General features: G+C 73.1%; 23 protein-coding genes and 1 pseudogene. 13 read left to right on the top strand and 11 right to left on the bottom strand.

The genetic code is table 11. The features are described from left to right. Positions 1 to 3: 3 nt before the first annotated feature. The 7 genes and pseudogenes from KIT14_10900 (at position 4) to KIT14_10870 (ending at position 5,500) form a co-directional block, all read left to right on the top strand. On the top strand, positions 4 to 255 hold the full coding sequence (locus tag KIT14_10900; protein ID MCW5891046.1) for a DUF2442 domain-containing protein: 252 nt from the start codon (positions 4 to 6) through the stop codon (positions 253 to 255). Positions 256 to 668: 413 nt separating this feature from the next. Beyond that, a pseudogene (locus KIT14_10895) lies at positions 669 to 1,789 on the top strand (IS3 family transposase). 329 nt (positions 1,790 to 2,118) lie between these two features. After that, positions 2,119 to 2,403, top strand: coding sequence for a BrnT family toxin (locus tag KIT14_10890; protein ID MCW5891045.1), 285 nt, complete (start codon positions 2,119 to 2,121; stop codon positions 2,401 to 2,403). Between the two features lie 317 nt (positions 2,404 to 2,720). Then, complete coding sequence (locus tag KIT14_10885) at positions 2,721 to 2,957, top strand: DUF4160 domain-containing protein (protein ID MCW5891044.1); 237 nt, start codon at positions 2,721 to 2,723, stop codon at positions 2,955 to 2,957. After that, a complete protein-coding gene (locus tag KIT14_10880; protein MCW5891043.1) occupies positions 2,938 to 3,300 on the top strand; it encodes a DUF2442 domain-containing protein in 363 nt (120 codons plus the stop codon). Before KIT14_10885 ends, KIT14_10880 begins: the two co-directional genes overlap by 20 nt. A 66-nt stretch (positions 3,301 to 3,366) precedes the next feature. Continuing rightward, on the top strand, positions 3,367 to 3,585 hold the full coding sequence (locus tag KIT14_10875; protein MCW5891042.1) for an addiction module protein: 219 nt from the start codon (positions 3,367 to 3,369) through the stop codon (positions 3,583 to 3,585). 619 nt (positions 3,586 to 4,204) lie between these two features. Further along, on the top strand, positions 4,205 to 5,500 hold the full coding sequence (locus KIT14_10870) for an FAD-dependent oxidoreductase (GenBank protein MCW5891041.1): 1,296 nt from the start codon (positions 4,205 to 4,207) through the stop codon (positions 5,498 to 5,500). A gap of 9 nt (positions 5,501 to 5,509) precedes the next feature. Here the strand turns inward: KIT14_10870 and KIT14_10865 are convergent, their stop codons facing one another. Together KIT14_10865 and KIT14_10860 are read right to left on the bottom strand one after the other, a co-directional pair. After that, the gene (locus KIT14_10865; protein ID MCW5891040.1) at positions 5,510 to 6,022 is read right to left on the bottom strand and encodes a hypothetical protein; all 513 of its coding nucleotides are present in this window, start codon (positions 6,020 to 6,022) and stop codon (positions 5,510 to 5,512) included. After that, entirely contained in the window at positions 5,914 to 6,912 is a 999-nt protein-coding gene (locus tag KIT14_10860; GenBank protein MCW5891039.1) for a hypothetical protein, read from the bottom strand. Before KIT14_10860 ends, KIT14_10865 begins: the two co-directional genes overlap by 109 nt. Positions 6,913 to 7,172: 260 nt before the next feature. Here KIT14_10860 and KIT14_10855 point away from each other — a divergent pair, with 260 nt between their 5' ends. Then, positions 7,173 to 8,993: a GAF domain-containing sensor histidine kinase gene (locus KIT14_10855; GenBank protein MCW5891038.1), complete on the top strand. Its 1,821-nt coding sequence runs from the start codon at positions 7,173 to 7,175 to the stop codon at positions 8,991 to 8,993. 87 nt (positions 8,994 to 9,080) lie between these two features. Beyond that, positions 9,081 to 9,536: a pyridoxamine 5'-phosphate oxidase family protein gene (locus tag KIT14_10850; protein MCW5891037.1), complete on the top strand. Its 456-nt coding sequence runs from the start codon at positions 9,081 to 9,083 to the stop codon at positions 9,534 to 9,536. Here KIT14_10850 and KIT14_10845 read toward each other — a convergent pair. The 4 genes from KIT14_10845 to KIT14_10830 form a co-directional block, all read right to left on the bottom strand. After that, complete coding sequence (locus tag KIT14_10845; protein ID MCW5891036.1) at positions 9,520 to 10,716, bottom strand: HRDC domain-containing protein; 1,197 nt, start codon at positions 10,714 to 10,716, stop codon at positions 9,520 to 9,522. The two genes, KIT14_10850 and KIT14_10845, sit on opposite strands and share 17 nt — an antisense overlap. A gap of 218 nt (positions 10,717 to 10,934) precedes the next feature. Next, complete coding sequence (locus tag KIT14_10840) at positions 10,935 to 11,555, bottom strand: glutathione S-transferase family protein (GenBank protein MCW5891035.1); 621 nt, start codon at positions 11,553 to 11,555, stop codon at positions 10,935 to 10,937. 15 nt (positions 11,556 to 11,570) lie between these two features. After that, positions 11,571 to 12,851, bottom strand: a complete 1,281-nt coding sequence (locus KIT14_10835; GenBank protein MCW5891034.1) for an RNA polymerase sigma factor — start codon at positions 12,849 to 12,851, stop codon at positions 11,571 to 11,573. Further along, a complete protein-coding gene (locus KIT14_10830; protein ID MCW5891033.1) occupies positions 12,848 to 13,192 on the bottom strand; it encodes a YciI family protein in 345 nt (114 codons plus the stop codon). The genes KIT14_10835 and KIT14_10830 overlap by 4 nt, the downstream gene beginning before the upstream one ends. 129 nt (positions 13,193 to 13,321) lie before the next feature. On the opposite strand from KIT14_10830, the gene KIT14_10825 reads away from it, so the two are divergent. After that, the gene (locus tag KIT14_10825; protein ID MCW5891032.1) at positions 13,322 to 15,469 is read left to right on the top strand and encodes a hypothetical protein; all 2,148 of its coding nucleotides are present in this window, start codon (positions 13,322 to 13,324) and stop codon (positions 15,467 to 15,469) included. A gap of 3 nt (positions 15,470 to 15,472) precedes the next feature. On the opposite strand, the gene KIT14_10820 is transcribed toward KIT14_10825, so the two are convergent. Continuing rightward, on the bottom strand, positions 15,473 to 16,330 hold the full coding sequence (locus KIT14_10820) for a transglutaminase family protein (protein ID MCW5891031.1): 858 nt from the start codon (positions 16,328 to 16,330) through the stop codon (positions 15,473 to 15,475). Positions 16,331 to 16,434: 104 nt separating this feature from the next. On the opposite strand from KIT14_10820, the gene KIT14_10815 reads away from it, so the two are divergent. Then, positions 16,435 to 18,870 (top strand): GH92 family glycosyl hydrolase, encoded by a 2,436-nt coding sequence (locus tag KIT14_10815; protein ID MCW5891030.1) that lies wholly within the window; start codon positions 16,435 to 16,437, stop codon positions 18,868 to 18,870. 7 nt (positions 18,871 to 18,877) lie between these two features. Here the strand turns inward: KIT14_10815 and KIT14_10810 are convergent, their stop codons facing one another. Both KIT14_10810 and KIT14_10805 read right to left on the bottom strand, forming a co-directional pair. Beyond that, positions 18,878 to 19,834, bottom strand: a complete 957-nt coding sequence (locus KIT14_10810) for a fatty acid desaturase (GenBank protein MCW5891029.1) — start codon at positions 19,832 to 19,834, stop codon at positions 18,878 to 18,880. Further along, positions 19,831 to 20,850: a class I SAM-dependent methyltransferase gene (locus KIT14_10805; GenBank protein MCW5891028.1), complete on the bottom strand. Its 1,020-nt coding sequence runs from the start codon at positions 20,848 to 20,850 to the stop codon at positions 19,831 to 19,833. The genes KIT14_10810 and KIT14_10805 overlap by 4 nt, the downstream gene beginning before the upstream one ends. 140 nt (positions 20,851 to 20,990) lie before the next feature. On the opposite strand from KIT14_10805, the gene KIT14_10800 reads away from it, so the two are divergent. Continuing rightward, on the top strand, positions 20,991 to 22,163 hold the full coding sequence (locus tag KIT14_10800) for an acyl-CoA dehydrogenase family protein (GenBank protein MCW5891027.1): 1,173 nt from the start codon (positions 20,991 to 20,993) through the stop codon (positions 22,161 to 22,163). Next, on the top strand, positions 22,160 to 23,593 hold the full coding sequence (locus KIT14_10795) for a lipase maturation factor family protein (protein ID MCW5891026.1): 1,434 nt from the start codon (positions 22,160 to 22,162) through the stop codon (positions 23,591 to 23,593). Before KIT14_10800 ends, KIT14_10795 begins: the two co-directional genes overlap by 4 nt. On the opposite strand, the gene KIT14_10790 is transcribed toward KIT14_10795, so the two are convergent. Beyond that, positions 23,590 to 24,417 carry an NUDIX hydrolase gene (locus KIT14_10790; protein ID MCW5891025.1) on the bottom strand — a complete coding sequence of 276 codons (828 nt, stop codon included), beginning with the start codon at positions 24,415 to 24,417 and terminating at the stop codon, positions 23,590 to 23,592. The genes KIT14_10795 and KIT14_10790 overlap by 4 nt on opposite strands. A gap of 46 nt (positions 24,418 to 24,463) precedes the next feature. Continuing rightward, a complete protein-coding gene (locus KIT14_10785) occupies positions 24,464 to 24,682 on the bottom strand; it encodes a hypothetical protein (protein ID MCW5891024.1) in 219 nt (72 codons plus the stop codon). Between the last annotated feature and the right edge of the window lie 15 nt (positions 24,683 to 24,697).

Raw genomic sequence — 24,697 nt, 5'->3', positions numbered from 1 at the left:
ACCATGAGCTTCTTGCCGAACGTGACGAGAGCGGAGCACCGTGGCGGGTACTCCATCCATCTGACCTTCAACGATGGGCTGGAGGCGGTGGTGGACTTTGCTCCTTGGCTGAACGGGCCGGTGTTCGAGCCCCTCCGGGACCAAGACTACTTCGCGCGCTTCTTCATCGAGGGCGGCACGGTGACCTGGCCGAACGGCGCCGACATCGCCCCGGAGACTCTCTATGAGCGGGCGAAGTCGAGTGCGGCCGCCTAACCCGCCGATGGAGCGGACCGGCTACGCCGGCCGCTCATCGCCCGGCTGTTGGGCAGCCCCAGCGGACGAGGCACCATGGGTGAGAAGCGAACGACGATCCCTGTGGCAATCCAGGTCGAGGTCCTGTTCAGGGATCGCTGGCTGTGCTCACTCTGCCACGGGCGCCGACGATCTTTCCGCTGGCGATGAAATACCTCGCCTCGTTCGTTCGGGGGAAGGGCCTCGAAACTCCCGCTCGCGTACTACGACCTTCGCTATCGACGCGACGCCGCGCCGCTTCTTGACCAGCTCGCCTGCGTGATCGACCATATCACGCCGCATGCGAGAGGTGGGGCAGCCGCGTCGGAGCGTAAGCACCCCTCGTTCGGACACCGCGCGATGGTAGACTCCGCGGGCCGTCGCAGGAAGGGAACATGCGCAAGTCCCGCTTCGCGGAAGAGCAGATCGTGTCGATCTTGCGGGAGGGAGAAGCCGGCGTGCCGGTGGCTGAGCTGTTGCGCCGCCACGGGATCAGCCGCGCGACCTACTTCAACTGGCGCGCGAAGTACGCCGGGACGTCCGTCGCGGAGCTGCGGCGGATGAAGGAGATCGAGGCCGAGAACACGAAGCTCAAGCGGATGTACGCGGAGCTCGCGCTCGAGAACGCCGCGATCAAGGACGTCCTGCAGCGAAAGCTGTAGGGCCGGCCGCGAGGCGCCAGGTGACGGCGATCCTGGTCACGGAGCATCAGCTCCCGGTTCGACGCGCGTGCCGAGCGGTCGGGCTGTCGCGGACGGCATGGTATCGACGGCCGGCGGAGGCGACGACCCGGGATGCGGCGGTGATCGCGGCGCTGCTGGCGCTCGTCGAGCAGCACGGCCGCTGGGGCTTCTGGAAGTGCTTCACGCGCCTGCGCCTCGATGGCCACGGCTGGAACCACAAGCACGTGCATCGCGTGTACTGCGCGCTGCGCTTGAATCTGCCGCGGCGCACGAAGCGGCGCGTCCCGACCCGCCTGCGCGAGCCGCTGGTCGCCCCCTCCACACTCAACGGCATCTGGGCCCTCGACTTCATGCATGATGCGCTCTACGGCGGCCGGCCGTTTCGAACCCTCAACGTCCTCGACGAGGCGAACCGGGAAGCGCTCGCGATCGAGGTCGGGACGGCCCTCCCGGCGGCGCGCGTCGTGCGGGTGCTCAAGCAGCTGATCGAGATCTACGGGCGGCCTGAGGCGGTGCGCGTCGACAACGGGCCGGAGCTCACGGCCCAGCTCTTCGCCGACTGGTGTCAGCAGCACCGCATCGCGATCCGGTACATCCAGCCCGGCAAGCCCGATCAGAACGCCTTCATCGAACGCTTCAACCGCACCTACCGGAACGAAGTGCTCGACGCGCACCTCTTCGGGTCGGTGCGTGAGGTGCAACGGCAGACCGACGACTGGCTCGTGACCGACAACGACCACCGGCCGCACGAATCGCTGGGCGACGTCCCGTCCACGCGCTTTCTCCCGCGGCCCCCAACCCCGATGGAGTCCAGCAATGCCTGGGGTCCTTGACGGGGGTGCTTACGGGAGAATCTCGCCGTGGCATGTAACAAGTGCAACGCGCGTAAGAGCAGCAGTGAGAAGGGGCGTGCACCTGGCGAGGCATCCATCGAAGATCATCCGTGGCCGTTACGGTGAGCCCACACGGTGGGACGGGCTTGCCTCGGTCTTCATCGCGATCGGGCGTGAAGCGCCACAGCGTCTAACATCTCGAGAGCGGGTGTGGCTTCGTGAACTCGAGAAGAGAATCGGCAATGGCGACGGCGCTGGCTAGTCGAGCGCCAGTCGTTGTTAGCCAGGCGGCAAATCGCGCTCCCGCATGCTAGAAGTGGCAGCTCTCGATGGACTTGAGCTTCGAATGGGACCCGAAGAAGGCGGCGGGGAACCGAGAGAAGCATCGCGTCTCGTTCGAGGAGGCCGTTGGCGCATTCGGAGACCCTCTGGCCCGCATCTTCGACGACCCGGATCACTCCGGCAGCGAGGCGCGCGAGATACTAGTCGGTCACGATGCTCGCCGCCGGCTGATTGTCATCTGCTTCGTTCAGCGGTCCGCCCGCATTCGCATATTCAGCGCGCGCAGGGCGACGCGACAGGAAAGGCAGGACTATGAAGAAGGCACCTCGTAAGCGTAGCGTGGCCTCGGCGACGGACATGCGTCCGGAGTATCGCTTCGACTATCGGACGGCGAAGGCGAATCGGTTCGCAGGGCAGGTGCCGAAGAACGCAGTCGCCGTGGTGCTCGCGCCCGACGTCACATCGGTGTTCAACTCGTCCGATTCAGTCAACTCGTTCCTGCGCTCGGTAATCAAGGCGATGCCGGCGCGTAGGAAGGCGGGTCGGAGGGCTGGCTAACCTGCCGCTGCAGCCGACCGGCTCCGCCGGCGGCTGAGCGCCCAGGTCGTTAGCGCGCCAAGGTCGGAATGGATCAGAGGGCCTGTCAGCGATGCCGACGATCCTGCGAGTGGGGCCTTACCGGTTCTTCTTCTACGCGAGCGATCGCGCTGAGCCGCTTCACGTGCATGTGGAGGGTGGCGGCGGGAGCGCCACGTTCTGGCTTGCGCCGGTCCGCCTCCACTCGAGTCGCGGCTTGGTCCGCCATGAGCTATCCCGTGTATCGAGCATCGTCGCTGACCATCAGGAACGATTTGTGAGGGCGTGGAATGAGTACTTCAAGGGTTGAGCAGCCGTCGGCGGTGGCGGTCAGAATTGGGGAGGACGAACTCGCCATCGATCTGAGTGACGGCCGCTCCGTGACCGTGCCATTGGCCTGGTATCCGCGCCTGGTGTCCGGAACGGTCCGCGAGCGGCGACACTGGAGACTGATCGGTTCGGGCGAAGGCGTCCACTGGCCCGACCTTGATGAGGACATCAGTGTTGAAGGAGTTCTTGCAGGCCGCCCCTCCGCGGAGAGCCAAGGGTCTTTCGAACGGTGGCTCGCGAGCCGCAAGCGCGCTAACAAGCGGAGGCAGCCGGCGCGCTCGAGCCCCGGGAAATCCGGCGTGCGTCGCCGGGCGCGCGGCTGATCCGCACGACGTTAGACACACTGACGCCGGCTTGCTGCCCGAAGTCGACAGGCGGAGAACACAGCCATGAGCGCCGTCCGCAGAGAAGCCCTCGCCCTGAGTGCCAAGGCCCGTCTCAGCCTGATCGAGGAGCTGTGGGACAGTCTCGCGTCCACCCCTGAGGTGGTTCCTGTCACCGATGCTCAGCGTAAGGAGCTGGCACGGCGCCGCCGAGCGCATGCGCGAGATCCGCAGGCCGCTCGCCCGTGGGGCGAGGTGCGCCGGAGGCTCGAACGGCAGAAGTGAAACCGCTGTGGCTACTACCGGAGGCAGAGGTTGATCTTGCGGAGGCCCGAGCCTGGTACTCTGCCCGGCGTTCGACCCTGGGACGCGAGTTTCTCCGAGCCGTCGATCGACGCTTCGTCGCCATCAGACGGCATCCGGCTGCCTATGGGCTCGTCGATCACCATATGCGCCGTGCGCTCCTCTCTCGTTTTTTCCGTATGCCGTGTTCTACGAGATCGGTGAGGCCGAGATTCTAGTCTGTGCCGTCTTCCACTGCGCCAGGGACCCGCGGGCGTGGAGACGTCGCTGAGGTGCACAAGACGCCGTTGCAGCCGCCCGGCTGCGCCGGCAGCTGAACGCCGAGCCCGTTAGATGGCTGAAGTCGACGAGAGCCGACCGGCGGGCAGGCGCACGACGCTGTCGCGTGTTCATAGTCGCGCAGTGTGGCGCAGTGCGTCGTTGCGTGCAGTGCATGTGGTTGGCCGCGCTATCCGTATTGAGTGTCCGGTCCTACGTGTATCGCCACTCGCTGACGCTCATGGAGGGCTCGATCAGCACGGCCATCGCCGAGCTGCGCGGGCTACACCTCGTCCGTCCGCGCGCCGGGTGAGCTTCCGCGTTGCCACGAGGAGAGACTTCGATGCGAGAGCCAGACGCCACGACCGTGGCAATCGTGGGCGCGGGACTCTCCGGATTGATCGCGGCACGTGAGCTCCAGCGGCGGGACGTCGCGTTTCTCGTGCTGGAAGCTGCGGACCGTACCGGCGGGCGGGCGATGAGCGCGACGACGGCGCTCGGCTCGCGGGTCGACCTGGGCGGTCAGTGGATCGGGCACGACCACCACCGCATCGCCGCGCTCGCCGCCGAGCTCGGCGCGACGCCGTTCCGCATGCACACGAAGGGCGTCCCCACCCTGCTCGACGACGAGCGCCGCGTGTCCCTGGCGTCACCGTCCATGCTGCTGGCGGTGATCGCGCTCGTCGGTGTCGAGGCTCTCACTCGGCTCCCGACTCCGCGGCGACGGCGGAACACCACCGTCGCGTCGTTGCTGAAGAAGGTGCCGGGCGTCACGGCGCGCCGGCTCCTCGGCGTCCTGGCCGATGTGTCGTGGACGGCCGATCTCGACAAGATGACGGTCGACTCGATGGTCAACATGATTCGGCGCCAGGGCGGCCTCCGCACGATGCTGTCGACGGCAGGGGGCGCGCAGGACACGCTGGTCGAGGAAAGCATCGGCTCCCTCACGGATCACCTGGCCAGCGAAGTCGGACCCCGCATCCGCACCGGGCGTCGCGTGACGGCGATCGTGCAGGACGATGCCGGCGTCACCGTCGCGACGACGGACGGCGAGGTGCGCGCGTCGAAAGTGATCGTCACGGTGCCGCCGCCTTTGGCCAGGCGCATCCGGTTCGATCCGCCGCTTCCGATGGCGCTCACAGCCCTGCAGGAAACCACCTACATGGGCTCGGTCTTCAAAGGGATCGCCGTGTACGAAGCGCCGTTCTGGCGAGAGCGAGGCGGCGGCGAGTTCATCGTCCTCGACGCCCCCGGCCGCGCCGTCTTCGACAGCGGTGCACCCGGCGGGCCGGGCCATCTGGTCATCCTCGTCGGAGGTCCGACCGCGCGGCTTCTCGACGATCTCGACCCGGCGAAGCGCCGCGCGATGCTCCTCGACGACCTCGTCCCGCACGTCGGCCGCGAAGTCCTCGAGCCCGCGAGCTGGCACGAGAAGTCGTGGCACCTCGACGAGAACGCCGGCGGTGGGTACCTGGCACTGGCCGGACCGGGTTCACCGGCCGAGTTGCCGTTCCCGCACGCGCCCATCGACCACATCCACTGGGCCGGCACCGAGACCGCCCATGACCATCCCGGCTACCTCGACGGCGCCATCGAGGCCGGACTGCGGGCGACGGGGGAGATCGACGTGCGGCGTTGAGCGAGGCCCTCAGACCCCTTCGGGCGCGGCAGCCGCGACCGACGCGCCGCTGCGACGTCCGCGACGGCGGCGTCCGCCGCGACGGCGGCGGCGGCGCGCCGTGCCTTCGGCACCGGCCTCGCCCGCGGCCCCCGACGGCTCCGTGTCGTCGCCGCCCTCGTCGTCGCCGGTTTCGGGCGTGAGCAGCTCGGCTTCGAGCTCGACCGGCGCACCCTCCCCCGGCTCCAGACCCTGGAACCCGAAGGTGTCCTCGTCCGGCGCCTCGAGCGGCAGGTGGTCCGACAGCGGCACGACCGCGGTCTGCGACCGCGCCGCGCCGCGCGGCTCGGCGGCCGGCGGCGCATCGGGATCGAACACGCGGATCAGCCCGCGCGCGGTGACGTCGAGCTCCTTGATCCGGCGCAGCCGCGTGATCAGCCGCGGCGATCCCGGCGGCCGGCTGAAGCCGCGCGTACGCAGCTCGTTGGCGAGCGCGTCGAGCGTGACGCCGCTCGGCGAGCCGACCATGAGATCGCGCACCACGTCGACGATCTCGTCGTGGGGCGCGGTCTGCGGCACCGCCGCGGCCTCCTCGCTCGCGACCGCGGCGCGGTGCCGCGGCTCCTCGCGGCGGCGGGCGTCGTCGCGGTGCCGCGGCTCCTCGCGGCGGCGCGCGCGTCGTCGCGGTGGCGGGGCTCCTCGCGCGGCGTGACGCGCTCAGGCCGCTCGCTGCGACCGCGGCCGCCGCGGCGACCGCCGCGACCGCGCCGCCGGCTGCGGTCGGCGGTGCTCGACGCCGGCACCGGCTCCTCGACCTGCCCGCCCGCGAGCGCCCGGTACGAGGTGCGGCGGAACGTGACCCCGAGGCTCGCCGCGACGTCGCCCACGGCGTCGAACGCCTGATCGTCGGAGACGATCTCGATGACGTCGCCGGGCCGCGCACCCGCGAGCCAGACGCCCGCGGCGACGGCGATGCGCAGATCGCTCCAGTCGCGGACGCCGACCGACGGTGCGCTGTGGACCAGCGCCGCGCCCTTGTGCGCGAGCAGGCGGGCGGTGTCGTGGCCGACCACGCGCCAGTTGCCCACCGCGAAGAACTCGGTGCTCGTGCCGACCCAGTCGAGATCGAGGTGCGCGAGCACGCGCGAGATGTCGGCGGCGCGGCTGGTGTTCTCGACGTCGAAGAACACGCCGCGGCGGTGCGCCGGGCGCGGCCGCGGGGCATCGGGCTCGGGGATGCGCGCCGCGAGGCCGGGCTCCGGTACGACCGTCACGATGACGGGGGCGGGCTCGGGATCGAGCGGCGTCTCGAGGGGATGCTCGGCCGGGGTCGTCTCGACGACCGGCTCGGCCTCGGCGGCGAGCGGCGCGGCGACCAGCGTCTCGAGCGCTTCGAGCGGGTCGGCGACCTTCTCGGGGGCCTTCTCGGCCACCTTCTTGCGGCGGGTCCGCGGGGCGGCGGCGGTGGTCTTCCGGACCTTGGCGCGGGGTGCTTTCGGGGTGCTGCTCGCGGCCTTCCTGGGCCGTTTCGGCGTACTCACACCCGACGCATAGCACGCTCCGTCGGGGAGGTCAGCTTGCGCGGGCCCCGTCAACGGGGGGCGTGAGCGTCAGCTTTTCGGCGCCCCGGGGCCCGACGGAGGCCGCGGCGGCGCGCGTGCCCCGTGGCACCACCCTTGCTGTCCGCCTTTCGATGCAGGGCCCCGCCGTGGAGCGCCGGGCCGGCCACGGTGCCGGCGACCTCGCCGTCTTCAACGCGTGGCTCAACCGTAGCCGGCTGCGCGTCGTCGGCGCGATCGCCGCGTTCGTCCTGGTCACGCACGCGCTCGGCATCGACCAGGTCCGGCTCGCGCCCGCCCTGGCGGTCTGCGCGACCCTCGCGCTCTTCTCGCTGGCGGGGCTGCATGCGCCGGCGCGGACGCAGGGCTCCATGGCCTTCTTCGTCGCGCAGACGGCGATCGATCTGGCCGGCGTCACGGTCGGGCTGTGGGCGTCGACGAGCGGCGTCGCCAGCCTCGTCCTGCGCCCGATGTTCGTCCTCGTGATCGTCCCGGCGAGCCTCATCTCGGTGCCCGTCGGGCTGGGAACGGCGGCGGCCGCGACGGCGGCGCACGCGCTCCTCTTCGTGCTCGATCAGCCCGCGAACAGTGCCGACCTGCTGAGCCCGGGCTTCCTCGGACCCGCCTTCCTCTTCTTCCTCGTCGCCCAGCAGTCCTTCTTCTATGGCGGACACCTCGCCCGGAAGAACGACGACCTCGCGCGCCTGGCGGGCGTCCTCGAGCAGCACCGCCGCGACCTCGAGCTCGAAGCCCGCACGGCGGCGGCCCTCAACGCGGTGGCGCGCTCGCTCGGCTCCGACCTCGAAGCCCCGGCGTTGCTCGGCCGCGTGAACGACACCGCGCGCGGCTATCTGTCGGCGGACTGGGCGGGGACGTTCGTCATCGAGGCCGGCGGGACGAGCTTCCGCGTCGGCGCCTTGAGCGATCCCGAGGTGCCGGCGGTCGAGCTCGGCCGCATCCCGATCCCCTTCGGCTCGTGGCGCGCGCTCGAACGCCTGGCCGGCGAGCGGGTCGTCGCCCTCGGGCTCGACGAGGCGGCACGCGTCCCCGCGCCGTTCCTCGGCGGCCGCACCCTCGGCACCGTGCTGCTCGCCGGCCTGCGACGCGAGGACGCCCTCATCGGCTTCCTCGCCGTCGGCTGGTGGGAGGGCAAGGACCCGCCGCCGCAATGGACCGAGCGGTTGCTCGGAGGCATCGCCGAGCACGCCGCCATCGTGCTGCACAACGCCGACCTCCTCGAGCAGGTGCGGGCCGCGAGCCGGCTCAAGTCCGAGTTCGTCGGCACGATCTCGCACGAGCTGCGCTCGCCGCTGAACGTCATTCTCGGCTACGTCGAGATGCTGCTCGACGACGGCCTCGGCACCCTCGCGCCCGAGCAGCGCCGCGCCCTCGACCGCACGCAGCGCCAGGCGCTGACCCTGCTCGAGATGATCACCGCCATCCTCGACCTGAATCGGCTCGAGGCGGGCCAGCTCCCCCTCGCATGCGCGGACACGCCGATCGCCGGCCTGCTCGCCGAGCTGCGCGAGCAGCTGCCGGAGAGCTGGCGCCGGCCCGAGGTCGTGCTCCGCTTCGAGCTCGCCGACGATCTCCCCGTCGTGTGGACCGACGGCGCGAAGCTGAAGGCCGCGCTGCGCAACCTCGTCCACAACGCCCTCAAGTTCACCGCCGAAGGCCACGTGACGCTCACCGCCGAGGCCACCGCGGCCGGCGACCTCCTGTTCACCGTCGCCGACTCGGGCTGCGGCATCCCGCCCGACGCCCTGCCCTACGTGTTCGACATGTTCCGCCAGGTCCCGGGCGCGGGCGGCGGCGGCGTGGGCCTCGGGCTGCACATCGTGAAGCGCTTCGTCGAGGCGCTCGGCGGCACGGTCCAGGTCGAGAGCGGGGTCGGAGCCGGAACGCGCTTCACCGTGCGGCTGCCCGCGGCGGTGCGGCCGCGGCGCGCCGCCTGATCCGTCGTGCGTTGACTCGCGCGGGGCGCCCTGTCACCACGCGCTCCGGAGGGACGCTCCCTCCGCACGGCCTCGACGGGAGGACGCATGGGACGATCGCGCGCGGTGCTGGGGATCGGAATCTCGGGGCTGCTGCTCGGCGTCGCGCTGGCGACGGCGGCGCTCGCGCCCGACGTCGTGAAGGCGCTCGAGACCGACAAGCACGTCTACATCGCCACGCAGCGGGCCGACGGCACGCGCAGCGACGCGGCGCCGGTGTGGTTCACCTGGGACGGGACCAACGTCTGGACCACCACCGCACCCGGCAGCTGGAAGGCGAAGCGCATCGCCAAGGGCAGCCCGGTGTTCGTGAACGTCGGAACCAAGGACGGCCCCGGCTTCGAGGGCACCGCCGAGATCGTCACCGATCCCGCCCAGGCGGCGAAGATGGCGCCCGCCTACGACGAGAAGTACTGGATCTCGTGGATCGGCTTCTTCCGGCCGCGCCCCGAGCGCGTGCAGGCCGGCAAGACGCTGATCCTCAAGATCACGCCCGCGTCGTAGCCTCGCCGACGACCTCGCGCCGCTTGGGGTCGTAGCGCATCGTCATCTCGCCGCGCGCGATCTGGAGCAGGGTGTCGCCGACGAGCCGCTTGCGCCACCCCTGGAGCAGCACGGGCTCCTCGCCGTCCTCGGTCTTGCCGCCGGTCGCGGCGGCGACGAGCGCGTCGAGGTCGCGGGCGCTGGCGATCACCTCGGGCGCCAGCTCGTCGCGGTCGGCCGCGGCCTGGACGGCGGCGCGCAGCAGCGCCACGAGCCCGCTCGGCGGCGCCGAGCGCCGCACGCGCGGCGGCGGCTGCGGCCAGGTGTCGGGCGGCGACGCCTGCCCTTCCTTGATCGCGGTCAGCATCGCACGACCGTGGCGGTCGACGGTGCCGCCGGAGAGGCCGCGCACGCCGCGCAGCTCGTCCATCGTCGCCGGCGGGCGCTGGGCGAGGGTGACCAGCACGACGTCGTTGGCGAGGAAGTTGGGGCGGATGTTCGCCCGGCGCGCGCCGCTCTCGCGCCACCCGGCGAGCGCGCGCAGGACGGCCAGCTCCTCGGCGTCGAGCCGCTGCCAGCCCTTCACCGTGCGGTAGCGCTCGTCGTCGCCCAGCGCCTGCCAGCGTTTCGGGTCCTCGAGGTCCTCGAGCTCCTCGTGCACCCAGGCGAGCCGCCCGCGCCGCTCGAGGTCGGCGCGCAGCCGGTCGTGCATGGCGAGGAGGTGGATGACGTCGCCCCGCGCGTACTCGAGCTGCTCCTTCTTGAGCGGCCGCCGCGTCCAGTCGGTGTACGTCTGGTCCTTGCGGATGCGCACCTTCAGCACCCGCTCGAGCAGCACCGAGAGGCCCACCTGGAGCCCATAGCCGAGGAAAGCCGCCTCCACCTGGGTGTCGATCACTCCCCGCATGGGCTCGCCCATGAGCAGGGCCATGATCTCCAGGTCCTGTCCGCCGCCGTGCAGGATGACCGGGATGTCCGGATCCTTCAGGACGGGGAACAGCGGCTCGAGGCTCGGCAGGACGGTGGCGTCGAGGATGGCGCAGGCCTGCTCGGTGGCGATCTGCACGACCCCGAGCGTGGGCCGGTAGGTCCGCTCCCAGACGAACTCGGTGTCGATCGCCAGCCGCCCCGCCTTCCGGACCTCCGCGGCGAAGTCCTGCAGCTCGTCCGTGGTCGTCAGGAGCGGAGGGGGGGCCGACACAGCCCGCCCTGGTACCCGTGTACGTCGCAGGTCGCAACCCGCGGCGAAAGGCGGGTCGCGAGACTCCGGCAGGCCGGCTCTCTCGATCCCGTCCGTCTCGGGATCGGTCCTGGCGACGACGTCGTCGCCCGGCTCCTCCGGCTCCTGCCCCGGCCGACGAGGGCCGAAACGACAGCGGGAAGAGGCGACGCTCCGCGCCCCGGATCGCGTCCCACCGCTCACCCCGGCGCCGTCGCCTGGAACGACGGGCGTGCCCACAGCCGGTCGAGATACCGCGCCAGACGCGGCCAGCGCTGCGGGTCGACGCCCTCGCCGACCACGGGCAGGACGCCGAGGTGCGCATCGATCGCGGCGTCGGCGATGCCGAACGCGGGCAGCAGCGTGTCGCGCTCCGGGTGGACCTGGGGCTCGAGCCAGTCGCACACCGCCGGCAGCTCCTCGGCGAGGATCGCGGCGACGCGGCGCTCGTCGGCGGGCTGGCCGAAGAGGCGCGGCTTCACGAAGCGCTCGACGAGGAGCCCGCCGGCGACGTCGAAGATGCGCGTGTCCGCGTACTCCTCGAGGAACAGGGCGCGCGCGTACTCCTTGGCGTCGGCCGGATACATCGCCGGCGCCGGCTGGATACGCTCCAGGTACAGTGCGATCACGGACGAGTCGGGCACGTAGGTGCCGTCGTCCAGCTCGAGGATCGGGATCTTGCCGAGCGGGTGCTTGGCCAGCAGCGCGGGCGTCTTCGGAACCGGCACGAGGTCGCGCCGCTCGTAGGGGACGCCCTTCTCGGCGAGCAGCGTGCAGACCTTGCGCACGAACGGGGAGGCGGTGCTTCCATGGACGATCATGACGACGTCCTCCTTTCACGAAGACGTCGAACCGCCGTCCGCGGAATCGACATCCGCCTCCGCGAGCCGGCGCGTGAAGAAGGCACGCTCGGCGGCGTTGCGCGCGAGCGCCAGCGCGCGGCGCCAGGCCGCGGCGGCTTCGTCGCGACGGCCGAGACGCCGCAGCAGCTCGCCGCGCGCGGCGTGATAGAGATGCACGCCGTCCATGTCCTCGACCTCGGCGAGGAGCCAGAGCCCCGTGTCGAGCCCGTCGGCCATCGCGTGTGCCACCGCGCGGTTCACGGCCACGACCGGGGTCGGCGCCAGCTCGAGCAGCCGATCGTAGCAGGCGGCGATGTGGCTCCAGTCGGTCGCCGCCGCCGTCGGCGCGTTGGCGTGCAGCCCGGCGATCGCCGCCTGGAGCTGGTAGGGCCCGGGCGGGCCGAGCGCGATCGCCGCCTCCAGCACGCGGTTCGCCTCGACGATCTGGCGCCGGCTCCAGCGCGTGCGGTCCTGCTCCTCGAGCAGGACGAGCATGCCGGCGTCGTCGGTGCGGCCGGCCCGCCGCGCGTCGTGGAAGAGCATCAGCGCGAGCAGGCCGAGGGCCTCCGGCTGGTCGGGCACGAGCGCACACACGAGGCGGGCGAGGCGCAGCGCCTCGGCGCAGAGATCGGCGCGCACGAGCGCGTCGCCGGCCGTCGCGGCATAGCCCTCGTTGAAGACGAGGTAGAGGACCGCGAGCACGCCGCCCAGACGCTCGGGCAGCTGGGCGGCATCCGGCACGCGGTACGGGATGCCGGCCTCGCGGATCTTGCGCTGCGCGCGCACGAGGCGCTGCGCCATGGTCGGCTCGCTGGTGAGGAAGGCGCGCGCGATCTCGGGGGTCGTCAGCCCGCAGAGCGTACGCAGCGTGAGCGCGACGCGGGCCTCGAGCGGCAGCGCGGGATGGCAGCAGGTGAACACGAGCCGCAGGCGCTCGTCGGGGATCGCAGCGTCCACGGGCGCCTCCTCCTCGGCGTCGAGCCGGGCGAGCACGGCGAGATCCGCCTGCTTGCGCTGCCACCTCGTCGCGCGGCGCAGCTGATCGATGGCGCGGCGGCGGGCCGTCGTCACGAGCCAGCCCGGCGGGTTCTCCGGCACGCCGTCGCGCGGCCACGACGCGAGCGCGTGCGCCGCCGCGTCCTGGAGCGCGTCCTCGGCGAGGGCGAAGTCGCCGAGGACGCGGATCAGGAGCGCGAGCAGGCGACCCGGCTGGTCGCGCAGCGCACGCTCGAGCGCCGCCTGCGCCGCGGCCGCGGGCTCGGGATGGGGGCTCACTCGACCACGGGGCGCACCTCGATCGAGCCGCGGCGCGCGGTGGGAATCTGCGCCGCCAGCTCGAGCGCCTGATCGAGGTCGCGGCAGTCGAGCAGATAGAGGCCGCCGAACTGCTCGTGCGTCTCGGCGAACGGCCCGTCGGTGCACAGCACCTTGCCGTCGCGCACACGGACGGTGGTGGCGGTGCTCGTCGGGCGCAGGCGATGGCTGCCGCGCAGGATGCCCATGCGCTCCACCATCTCCCGGAACCGCCGGTGCTCGGCGACCAGCTCCTCGAAGCCGGGGTGTCCCGGCCATACGTCGCCGCGCTCGTCGCTGGCGATCAGAAAGGCATACAGCATGACGTCGATCTCCTTCTCGGGGTGGTGGGACGATCCCGTCCCCGCCCCGGTGACGAACGGCCCGGAGCGGAATCGACAGGGCCGCCGCGATTGACTCGTGCCCGTCCGGCGGGTGAACCCGTGCAGATCATGGCCCGAGGAACGGCGCGCCGCGCACCCCGGCCGGCGGCGCCGCGCCCGCCGGACCCGCCGATCGCCGCGCCGGTCCCGCTCGGGCTCCTCGGCGTGCTCGGCGCCGGGCTCGTCGCGCTCGTCCTGCTGGCCTTCCTGCCTGCGTTCTCGGCCGAGTTCCTCGACTTCGACGACGACAAGCTCTTCACGCTGAACCATCGCTGGCGGGGCCTCGGGCCGGAGCAGCTCGGCTGGATGGCCGCGACCGGCCACATGGGACACTACCAGCCGCTCACCTGGCTGTCGTTCGGGGTCGACTACGTCCTCCACGGCCTCACCGGACCGGCGTATCCGGAGGCCGGCGCCTACCACGCGACCAACGTCGTGCTGCACGCGCTCGGCGCCCTCGCCTTCCTCTGGCTCGCCTGGCGCCTCTTCGCCGTCACGCTGCCCGCGCTCGACCCGACCCGGCGTGCGCTCGCGGCGGCGGCCGCCGCGGCGCTGTGGGCCGTGCATCCGCTGCGCGTCGAGTCGGTCGTGTGGCTCACCGAGCGCCGCGACGTCCTCTCGACGCTCTTCTTCCTGCTGGCGCTCGACGCCTGGCTCGCGTGGGCGCCGCCCGCGACGGTGTTCACGCCGTCGCGGCGCACGGGGCTCGCGCTCGGCGCCTGTACGCTCGCCGCCCTCGCGGGCGTGCTCGGCGGGCTCGACCTCTCCGCGCCGGCGGCGCTGCGCGTCGCCTCGCTCCCCCTCCTCGGGCTCGGCGTCGCCGCGTGGGCCGCGTCGGTCGTCCTCGCGGGGCGCGGCAGCGGACGCGGCGGATGGCTCGTGCTCGCGGCGGGCTGCCTCGTGCTGTCGCTGCTGGCGAAGGCCTGGGGGATGGTGCTGCCGGCGCTCCTCGTCGTGCTCGACGCCTGGCCCCTGCGCCGCTTCGGCACGGCCCGCGTGCCGGCGCTCGTGCTGGAGAAGCTGCCGCTCGTCGTGCCGGCGCTGGTCTTCGCGCGCCTCGCGCACTGGGCGCAGGCGAGCACCGTCGGCGTCATGCCGGCGTGGGACACGCACCCGCTCGGGGCCCGCGTCGCGCAGGCGTTCTACGGGCTCGCGTACTACCCGGCGCGCACGCTCGCGCCGCTCGACCTGCTGCCGATCTACGAGCTGCCGGCGTCGATGTCGCTCGCCGAGCCGCGCTGGCTCCTGCCGGCGCTCGCCGTGCTCGTCCTCGCCGGGGCGGCCGTCGCGCTGCGCCGGCGCGCGCCGGCGCTGCTCGCCGCGGGATGCGCCTACGCCGTCCTGGTCGCGCCGGTGCTGGGGTTCGTCCAGAGCGGGCCGCAGCTCGTGGCCGACCGCTACGCGCATCTCGCGACCATGCCGCTCGTCCTGCTCGCCGCCGGCGGGGCCGCGGCGCTCGCGCGCACGCAGGGCGCGGCGGTCGCCCTCCTCGGCGCCGGGCTCGTCGCCGGCTCCGCCGCCCTCACCTGGCACCAGGCGACGTTCTGGACCAGCTCGACGGCGCTCTGGGAGCGCGCCTATGCCGTCGCACCGGAGAGCCCCCTCGTGCTCAACTCGCTCGGCGCGCAGCGCACGCGGGCCGCGGAGGCCGCCGGCGATCCGGCCCGGGCCCTCGCCCTGCTGCGCGAGGCGGACGCCCTCTATCGACGGGCCTTCGCGCGCAAGGAGGACCCGCTCGTCCTGCGCAACCAGGCCCAGGTGCGCACGGCGATGTCGGTCCACGACCGCGCCAACGCGCGCCTCCACCAGCGCGCCGCGCTCGAGCTGTCGCAGCGCGCGCTGGAGCTGGCCCGCGCCCGCAACGAGCTGACGCCCGACTACCTGCTCGCCTGGGGCACCGACCTCGTGAACGACGGCCAGCTCGACGCAGGCATCGCGCAGCTGCGCGCCTACGTCGACGCCGAGCCCGACCGCCTGCGCGGCCTCGTGAACCTCGGCGGCGCGCTGACGCTCGCGGGGCGCGCCGCCGAGGCGCTGCCGCATCTCGAGCGGGCGTGCGCGCTCGAGCCGGGGGATGCGCGCGGCTTCGTCGGCCTCGCCCGCGCCTATGAGGCGCTCGGCCAGCGCGCCGACGCGCTCGCCGCGTGGGAGCGCGCGCGCGTACTGGGCGACGCGCTCGCGGCGCAGCGCGTGCAGGCGCTGCGCGCCGGCGACTGAGCCCTACGCCTCGCTCTCGATCGCGACCTCGACGGTCATGCCGAGGTAGTCCTCGGGCTCGCCGGTGTAGGCGCCGGAGATCGGGATCGCCTGGCTCGGATCGCGCGTGACGCCGACGCGGATCAGGTTGGCGCTGCCCACGAGGCCGTTGGTCGGGTCGAACTCGATCCATCCCGCGCCCGGCAGGTAGACCTGTACCCAGGCGTGCGTCGCGCCGCCGCCCGTCGAGCCCTCGCCGTAGAGGTAGCCCGTGACGAAGCGCGCTCCGAGCCCGAGGCTCCGCACCGCCTCCATCATGAACAGCGCGAAGTCGCGGCAGCTGCCGGTGCGCTTCTCGAGCGTCTCGACCGGTGTCTGCGTCCCCTCCTCGTCCCGCCGCACGTAGGCGAAGCCGGCTTTGATCGCCTTCGTCATGTCGACGAGCATCGCGTGCGTGTCGGTGTCGGCACCGGCGGCGACGAACTCGGTCGCCCAGGCGTCGATGCGATGCTGCGGATCCGGATAGTGCCGCTCGGCGAGACGCCCGATGTCCGGCACCTCCGCGCCCGAGTAGCTGAACGGGTAGGTGCGCGCGTACGGCTCGATCGCGAAGTCGGGCTCGGAGGACGGGTAGTGCTCGAGGCGCAGCGTGCTGACACAGCGCAGCTCGTCGGCCGGCTCCTTGAAGCTCGCGACGGCGATCGAGTTGCCGAACACGTCGTGCAGCCAGCGGATGCTCGCCGCCGGCGCGAGCTCGATGTCGGTCGAGAGCAGGCGCAGGTCGTGGCTGTCGCGCGGCCGCACCATCAGCCGGTGCTCGCCGAACGCGACCGGGCGCGCATAGCGGTAGATCGTGGTGTGCCGGACGACGAGGGTGGCCATGGGATCGCGCCAGTGGACCCGAGCGGCCGGCCGGCGCAAGCCCGTCGCACGCCGCGGTCCGCCTTGACAGACACGGGGGGCCGCGGGCGAGCATCGCCTCGCCCATGCGCGCCCTCGGCCTGCTCGTCGCCGCGCTCGCCGTCCCCGGCGTCGGCGCCGCCGGGCCGAGCGCGCAGGTGAGCACCTTCGTCGGCACCGCCGCGCGCACGGTCGACTTCGGCACGGGCGGCGGCGCCGGCAACACGTTCCCCGGCGCCTCGGCGCCGTTCGGCATGCTCCAGTGGAGCCCCGACACGCTCCCCGGCCTCGTGAACTCGCCCGGCGGCTACACCTGGGACGACCGGACCATCCGTGGTTTCAGCCTGACGCATCTCAGCGGCGCGGGCTGCTCGGTGTTCCAGGACGTGCCGATCCTGCCGACCAGCCTGCCGATCACGCGCGCGCCGGCGGTCGCCGGAACGTGGGACATCGAGCCGCGTTACCTCGCGGCGTTCTCGCACGACGACGAGGCGGCCGAGCCGGGCTGGTATCGCGTGCGGCTCGACCCCGGCACGCCGCGCGCGACGCTGGTCGAGCTGGCGGCGCGCACGCGCTCGGGCGTCGGCCGCTTCACCTTCCCCGCCACCGCGACGGCGAGCCTGCTCTTCAACGCCGGCGGCAGCGCGATGGCGAACGGCGACGTCGGGCTCGCGATCGACCCCGCACGGCGCGAGGTGTCCGGCCACGTCGCGGCCGGGCAGTTCTGCTACCATCGCAACCGCTACGTCCTCCATTTCGTCGCGCGCTTCGAGCGGGCGTTCGCCGGATTCGGCACCTGGGGCGAGCAGACGCTGGCGCCGGGCTCCACCGCGGTCGCCCGCCAGGTCGCGAATCCCTTCCACCTGCGGCCGCAATCCGGCTTCCCCGAGTTCCCGCACACGAGCAACGGCGCGCAGGCCGGCGCGTGGGTGACGTTCGACGCGACGGCCGACCCGGTGGTGCGCGTGCGCGTCGCCGTCTCGTGGGTGAGCGTCGACGGCGCCCGTCGCAACCTCGACGCCGAGAGCCCCGACTTCGACGTCGACGCCGCCCGCGCCGAGACCCGCGCCGCGTGGGACGCGCTCCTCGGTCGCGTCGCCGTCGCCGGCGGCACGCCCGCCGACACGCGCACCTTCTACACCATGCTCTACCACGCCCTGCTCGCACCCAACGTCTTCAGCGACGTCGACGGCGCCTACGCCGGCATGGACGGCGCCGTGCACCGCACCGGCGGCTGGACCAAGTACGCGAACGTCTCGGGATGGGACGTCTACCGCACGCAGCTGCCGCTGCTCGCGCTGCTCGACCCCGCGCGGACGTCGCACCTCGTGCGCTCGCTGCTCGCCGACGCGGCGGAGAGCGGCTGGTTGCCGCGCTGGCCGGTGGCGAACGGGCATACGAACGTCATGGTCGGCGATCCGGCGTCGATCATGATCGCGAGCGCGCACGCGTTCGGCGCCCGCGACTTCGACACGGGTGCGGCGCTCGCAGCGATGGTGAAGGGCGCCACGCAGACCGGCCGCAGCCCGAACGCCGACTACGTCGAGCGCGGCGGCCTCGCCGACTACCTGCGCCTCGGCTGGGTGCCGCACGACGGCACCGAGACCTCCACCGGCTCGACGACGACCATCTTCGGGCGGCCCGAAGCGGTGTGGGGCTCGGCCGCGACCACGCTCGAATGGGCCGCCGCCGACTTCGCCCTCGCGCGCTTCGCGGCCGCCACCGGCGACGCGCAGGCGGCGCGCACGATGCTCCGCCGCTCCGGCGCCTGGCGCCTCCTCCTCGATCGCACCTCCGGCTACCTGACGCCGCGCTACGCCTCGGGCGCGTTTCCCGCCGCCTTCGATCCGCTCGCGGGCGAGGGCTTCGTCGAGGGCAACGCCGCGCAGTACCGCTGGTTCGTGCCGTTCGACCCCGCCGGCCTCGTGCGCGCGCTCGGCGGCCGCCCGGCGGCGATGCGGCTGCTCGACGCCCACCTCGCGCGGCTGAACGAAGGACCGACCTCGCCGTACGCCTTCCTCGGCAACGAGCCGTCGCTCGGCACGCCGTGGCTCTACCCCTGGATCGGCCGTCCGTGGCGCACGCAGGAGCTGGTGCGCCAGGCCCTGCGCGAGCTGTACGACACGACGCCCGCCGGTCTCCCCGGCAACGACGACCTCGGGACGATGTCGGCGTGGTGGGTGCTCGGCGCGCTCGGCCTCTACCCCGCCGTCCCCGGCGACGACGTGCTCGTGCTCGGCAGCCCGCTCTTCCCGCACGCCACCGTGCGCCTCGCCGGCGGCGACCTCGTGCTCGACGCGCCGGGCGCGCCGGAGCTGCCGTACGTGCACGCCCTGCGGCGCGACGGCCGCGAGCACCCCCGCGCCTGGCTGCGCTTCGCCGACGTCGCCTGCGGCGCGCGGCTCGACTACACGCTCGCCTCCGGGCCGGATCCGCGCTGGGGCGCGAAGCGGCGTGACGCGCCGCCGTCGTATGCGGCGCGCGGGACGCTGCGCCCGCCCCGCGGCGCCGCCTGCCGGTGAGGGCCCGTCAGCTCGCGAGCGAGCGCGACGCAGGCGCCGTGGCCGCGGCCGACAGCTCGGCGAAGCGCCGCAGGTAGCCCGGCACCAGGCGCGCCGGGGCGAGATCGTGCTCGGCGAGCAGCAGCTCGCGCACCGCGGGCAGGTGGTAGAACGGCACGGCGATGAAGCGGTGATGCTCCCAGTGGTAGTTCATGTTCACGGGTCCCAGCACCGCGCGCTCGAGGCGGTTCGGCGCGAAGGTCAGCATGCGCTCCGGCGGCGCGCCGCGGTCGGCGTGCTCGAGCGTGCTGCGTACGCCGTTGAGGCCCGCCGCCACGGTCAGCATCGGCGCCACCCACAGGAGCGCCCAGGCGAAGACGTGACCCGTCAGGGCCCAGAACGTGGCGATCAGCACGAGCTGGCAGACGGCGATGGCGGCAACGTCGCCCGGGCCGAGCGCGGCGACGCCGCGGCCGCCGACGTCGCGCGCGTAGCGGCCGCGCAGCAGCTTCTGCAGGTTCGGCACCAGCACGCCGCCGGCGAAGAAGAGGAGCGCCCAGCGCCGCAGACCCGCGCCCGTCTCACGGCCGTGCAGGGCGAGGTCGTAGTAGTAGCGGTCGGGATCGTCGTCCTGGCCCAGGCGCGCGTGGTGCTGGAAGTGGATGAAGCGCTGCTGGCGGAGCGCGTTCAGCAGCGGCGCGTGCAGCAGCCACGTGCCGACCGCGTCGTTGAGGCGCCGGCTGTCGGCCAGCTCGAAGTGCTGGCTGTGGTGCGCGAGCACCACGAGCGAGTGCTGGAGGACGCCGATCGCGATCGCGGCGGCGATCCACACGAGCGGGTTCGGCCACTGCCCCACGCACCACGCGGCGGCGACGACGAGCGTCCACGTGCGCAGCACGGGCGGCAGCCCGCGCCACGCGGAGCGCGCGAGCAGCGCCCGCGGCAGATCGCGCTGGCGCAGCGGCGTCGCCCGCGCGGCCGTCATCGCGTCGCCGTCCCGGCGGGTTTGCCGCCCGGCTTGCGCAGGACGAAGTCCATGTGGCTCGTCGAGCCGACGAGCGACTGCGCCACCGACACCGGCGCGAACGCGAGCATCAGCACCGGATAGAGCGGCTCGTGGATGCCGCGGAACGGCCGTCCCCGCCGCTTCGCCCAGGCGCGCAGCGTGCCGCCGCTCCACTGCGTCGCACCCGACGGCGAGCCGGCGACGCGCACCACCTCGAAGCCGGCGCGCTCGGCGAAACGGCGGATGGTCGCCGGGTCGAAGAGCACGAGGTGGCGCGGCACGTGCCACTGCGGCCAGAGGTCGCCGAAGAGGCGCGCCTCGAGCGAGGAGCGATCCGGCGTCTGCCCGATGACGACGCCGCCCGGCGCCAGCGCCTCGTACAGCGCCGCGAGCAGGCCGTGCGGATCGGGCACGTGCTCGATCACGTGGTGCAGGTTGATCACGCCCGCGCTGCCGGGCGCGACGTGCTCCCGCAGCGTGCGCTCGTCGGCGACGGCGGCGGCGATGTCCTGCGCACGGGCGCGCGCGACGAGCTCTTCCGACACCTCGGTGCCGAACAGGCGCCACGGCGCGCCGGCCTCGCGCAGGAGGCGCAGCCAGGTGCCGATGCCGCAGCCGTAGTCGACCATGAGGTCGCTGCCCGGCGGCATCAGGCGGCGCAGCGCCCGCAGCTGCTGGCGCGTGGTGACGCGGACCAGCGCGCGCACGATCGGCCCGCGCGCGTCGAGCGGCTGATAGCAGCAGTACTCCCCCTGGTAGAAGCGCCAGAGCTCGGCCCCCGCGGGGCGCTCGCGCAGGTAGGCGGTGTCGCACTGCGTGCACGCGACGAGCTGGAAGCGCAGCGACGCGAACGGCTCGTCGAGATGCGCGCTCTCCTCGTCGGCCATCCTGCCGGTGATCGGCGCGTGGGCGGCGCTGCCGCAGAACGGGCAGTCGACGACCTCGGTGACCGGGCCCCCGGCGGGGCCGACGGCGTGGGAGCTGGTGACTGGCATCGCTTCTCGAAGGACGCGGTGCGACGCGCCGACCCGTCCGGTCTTCCCGCATCGCCGCCGGCGCTGTCAACGTGGCGCCCCTCAACGCATCTGCCGTCGGCGGCTCGACGCCGCCGGGGCGGGGCTGCTATCGCCCGCCCATGTCCGATGCCTTTCGCGAGGAGCTGCGCACCTGGCTCGACGCCCACGTCCCCGACGATCTGCGGCGCGAGCACGTGGGCCGCCTGTCCGACGACGAGCGTGTGCGCCGCCTGCGCGCCTGGCAGGGTGCGATGGCGGCGGCCCGCTGGGTCGGCATCACCTGGCCGCGCGAGTACGGCGGCCGCGACGCGGGCATCCCCGAGCAGGTCGCCTACGTCGAGGAGATGGCGCGCGCCCGGGCGCCGGAGATCATCGGCAACCTCGGCATCGGCATCGCCGGGCCGCCGATCATCGCCTACGGTACCGACGAGCAGAAGCGCCGCTTCCTGCCGCGCATCCTCTCCTGCGAGGATCTCTGGTGCTTCGGCTTCTCCGAGCCCGGCGCGGGGTCCGACCTCGCCTCGCTGCGCACGCAGGCGGTCGTCGACGGCGACCACTTCGTGCTGAACGGCCAGAAGGTGTGGACGACGCTCGCGCACCACGCCGACTGGATCATGGTGCTCGCGCGCACCGACCCGACGACGAAGCGCGCCAAGGGCGTCTCGTGCCTCCTCGTCGACATGAAAACGCCGGGCATCACCGTACGCCCGCTGCGCCAGATCACCGGCGAGGCGGACTTCAACGAGGTGTTCTTCGAGAACGTGCGGGTGCCGAAGGCGAACCTCCTCGGCGCGCTCGACGACGGCTGGCAGATCGCGGTGTCGGCGCTGCAGAACGAGCGCGGCATCCTCTACGTCGTCGGGATGCAGATACTCCTGAAGGAGCAGCGCGACGGCGTCCTCGCGCTGGCGCGCGCCCGCGGCGCCGGGCGCGACCCGGTGCTGCGCCAGGAGATGGCGCGGCTCTACCTCGGCACCGAGGTCTTCCGCTTCACCTGCCAGCGCACGCTCGACAAGCTGATACGCTTCGGCTTCCCCGGCCCCGAGTCGGCGATCATCAAGCTGCACTGGACGGAGCTGACGCAGGCGCTCCCCGAGCTGGCGATGGCGGTCCTCGGCCCCGCCGGTCTCCTCTACGACGCGCCCGAGCCGCGCGGCGGCGAGGGCGATCCGGCGCAGCTGCCGCAGAAGGCGTTCCTCGCCGCGCGTGCGGCGAGCATCGCCTCGGGCACGTCCGAGATCATGCGCGGCATCATCGCCATGCAGGTGCTCGGCCTCCCGCGGGGCCAGTGACGGCGCCCCGCCCCCGCGGGCGGGTCCGCGATCTCTTCCTGCGCTGCCTCGGTGCGCTCACCGCGATCGCGTTCGCGTCGCTGTGGGTGCAGCTGCCGCTCCTGCTCGGCAGCCGCGGACTGTCGCCCGCGTGCGAGGTCGCGCCGCGCGCGCTCTCGCTCCTGCGCTTCGGCTGCTCGGACGCGCTGCTCGCGGCGACGGCCGCAGGCGGCGTGCTCGCCGGGCTCGGCATCCTCCTCGGCCTGGCGCCGCGGCTGCTGCTTCCCGTCGCGTGGCTGCTCTACCTCTCGCTCGCCACCGTCGGCGGCGACTTCCTCTCCTTCCAGTGGGACAACCTGCTGCTCGAGACGCTGGCCTTCGCGCTCCTGGTGGCGCCGCGCGGCTGGCGGCCGCGCGGCGCGCCGTCGCCGCATCCCGTCGGCGTCTTCCTCATGCAGTGGCTGTGCTTCCGCCTGCACGTCGAGTCGGGCGCCGCGAAGCTGCTGCTCGGCGACCCCGGCTGGCGCGACCTCACGGCGATGATCGCCTACTGGGAAACGGCGCCGCTGCCGACGTGGCTCGGCTGGTGGGCGCACCAGCTCCCCGAGACGGCGCAGAAGGGCTTCGCGGCGGCGACCTACGTCGTCGAGCTGGGCGTGCCGTTCCTGCTCTTCGGTCCGCGCCTGCTGCGCCCGCTCGGCTTTCTCCTGCTCGCGGGCTTCCAGCTCGGCGTCGCCGCGACGGCGAACTACGGCTTCTTCAACTGGCTGTCGCTGGCGACGTGCCTGTGGCTGCTCGACGACGACCACCTCGCCTGGCTCGCGGCCCGCGCCGGGCGACCGTTCGTGCCGGCGGCGCCGCGCGCGCCGCAGCCGCTCGCGACCGCGGCATACGCGACCCTCGCGCTCGTCGTCGTACCGCTCTCGCTGCTGCCGTTCTCGCGCTTCGTCGGACCACTGCCCGCATGGGCGGCGCCGCTGGTGCCCGTCTATCGGCTGGTCGCCCCGCTGCGCTCGCTGAACGCCTACCACCTGTTCGCGTCGATGACCTACGTGCGCGACGAGGTCGTGCTCGAAGGCTCCGACGACGGCGTCACCTGGCGCGAGTACGAGTGGCGCTGGAAGCCGGGCGACCCGGCGCGCGCGCCGGCGTTCGTCCAGCCGCACCAGCCGCGCGCCGACTTCCAGGCCTGGTTCCTGCTGCTCGGTGCCCGTCGCGGGGCGCCGTGGTTCGATACGCTGCTCGGCCGCATGCTCGCCGATCCCGCCGCGGTGGCGTCGCTGTGGGCGCACGATCCATTCGACGGTCGCGCGCCGGCGCAGCTGCGCGTCGCGGTGTATCGCTACCGCTTCACCGATCGCGCGACGCGCGCCGCGACGGGACGCTGGTGGGAGCGCACGCTCGAAGGCACGACGACGCCGCGCCACCGCGCAGACCCGCCGCCGGGCTAGTCGGCCGGACGCCAGCGGCCGTCGCGCAGCACGAGCCGGCGCGGCGGCAGCTCCGCATGGCCGGCCTCGTCCGGGTACTGGAGCGCCGGCTGGCCGCCGACGGTCACCACCTGCGGCCGCACCGCGCGCACCACGCGCCGGCGCGCGTCGGCGAGCACGGCGTCGATCGACGGGAAGCGCGCGAGGTCGTCGAGTGTCCGTACCGTCGGCGGGATCAGCGTGATGGCGCCCGACTCGTAGGCGGCGAGCGCTTCGCGTGGGCCGAACCAGCGGCAGCTCACCGTCTCGGTGCCGTCGGCGCACGCCTCCTGCACGTCGGGCAGGCGCGCGACGAGAAAGCGCGTGTCGAAGCGGCGCGGGTTCTGCTTCGGCGTGATCCAGCGCGCGAGGTAGTAGAGGGCGTCGGTCGCGGGCGTGAGATCGTGCTCGGCGAGCAGCTCGGCGAACGGCGCGCCGGCGTGGAGCCGTGCGCGCAGGTCCGCGAGGTCGGGCAGGTCGCACGACGCGACCGGCGCGCCGGCGCGCGTCGAGAGCAGGATGCCGACCTCCTCGAACAGCTCGCGCACCGCGGCGACCCAGTAGGGCAGCGCGTCGTCGGGGCCGTCGCCCTCGCCCGCCGGCGCCCACGCCTGATCGGGCGGCAGCCGCGCGCCAGGCACGACGTGGTCGCCGGGATCGACGACGCCGCCCGGGAAGGCGTGCACGCCGGGGAAGGTCACGCTGCCGTGACGCTCGAGCATCAGCACCGCGAACGGGTCGGCGGCAACCGGCTCGGCGCGCAGGAGGATCAGCGTGCTCGACGGCAGGGGCTCGGCGTCCGCCACGGGCGCATAGAAGCAGCCCGGGCGGCGCCGCTCAAGACGAAAACGCTCAGGCTTGGCGGTCGACGTGCCGCCCGCGCGTGTCGGACGGCGGATCGTGGGTCTCGGTCTGCGGGGCGCTCGCGGCGACGTGCTTCACGGCGGCGCGCCCTTCGAGCTCCTGCTGGTCGAGGGCCTTCTTCGTGGCGGCGACGCCGACCTCGCTGGCACGAGCGGCGGCGGCGGCGGGCTGGAGGGCGGGATCTGCGGCTCCGATCGCGATGGGCATGTGTGGAGTCCTCCA

Source organism: bacterium (assembly GCA_026129405.1).
GTDB lineage: Bacteria > Desulfobacterota > Binatia > DP-6 > DP-6 > JAHCID01.
This window is presented reverse-complemented; position numbering and strand designations above follow the sequence as displayed.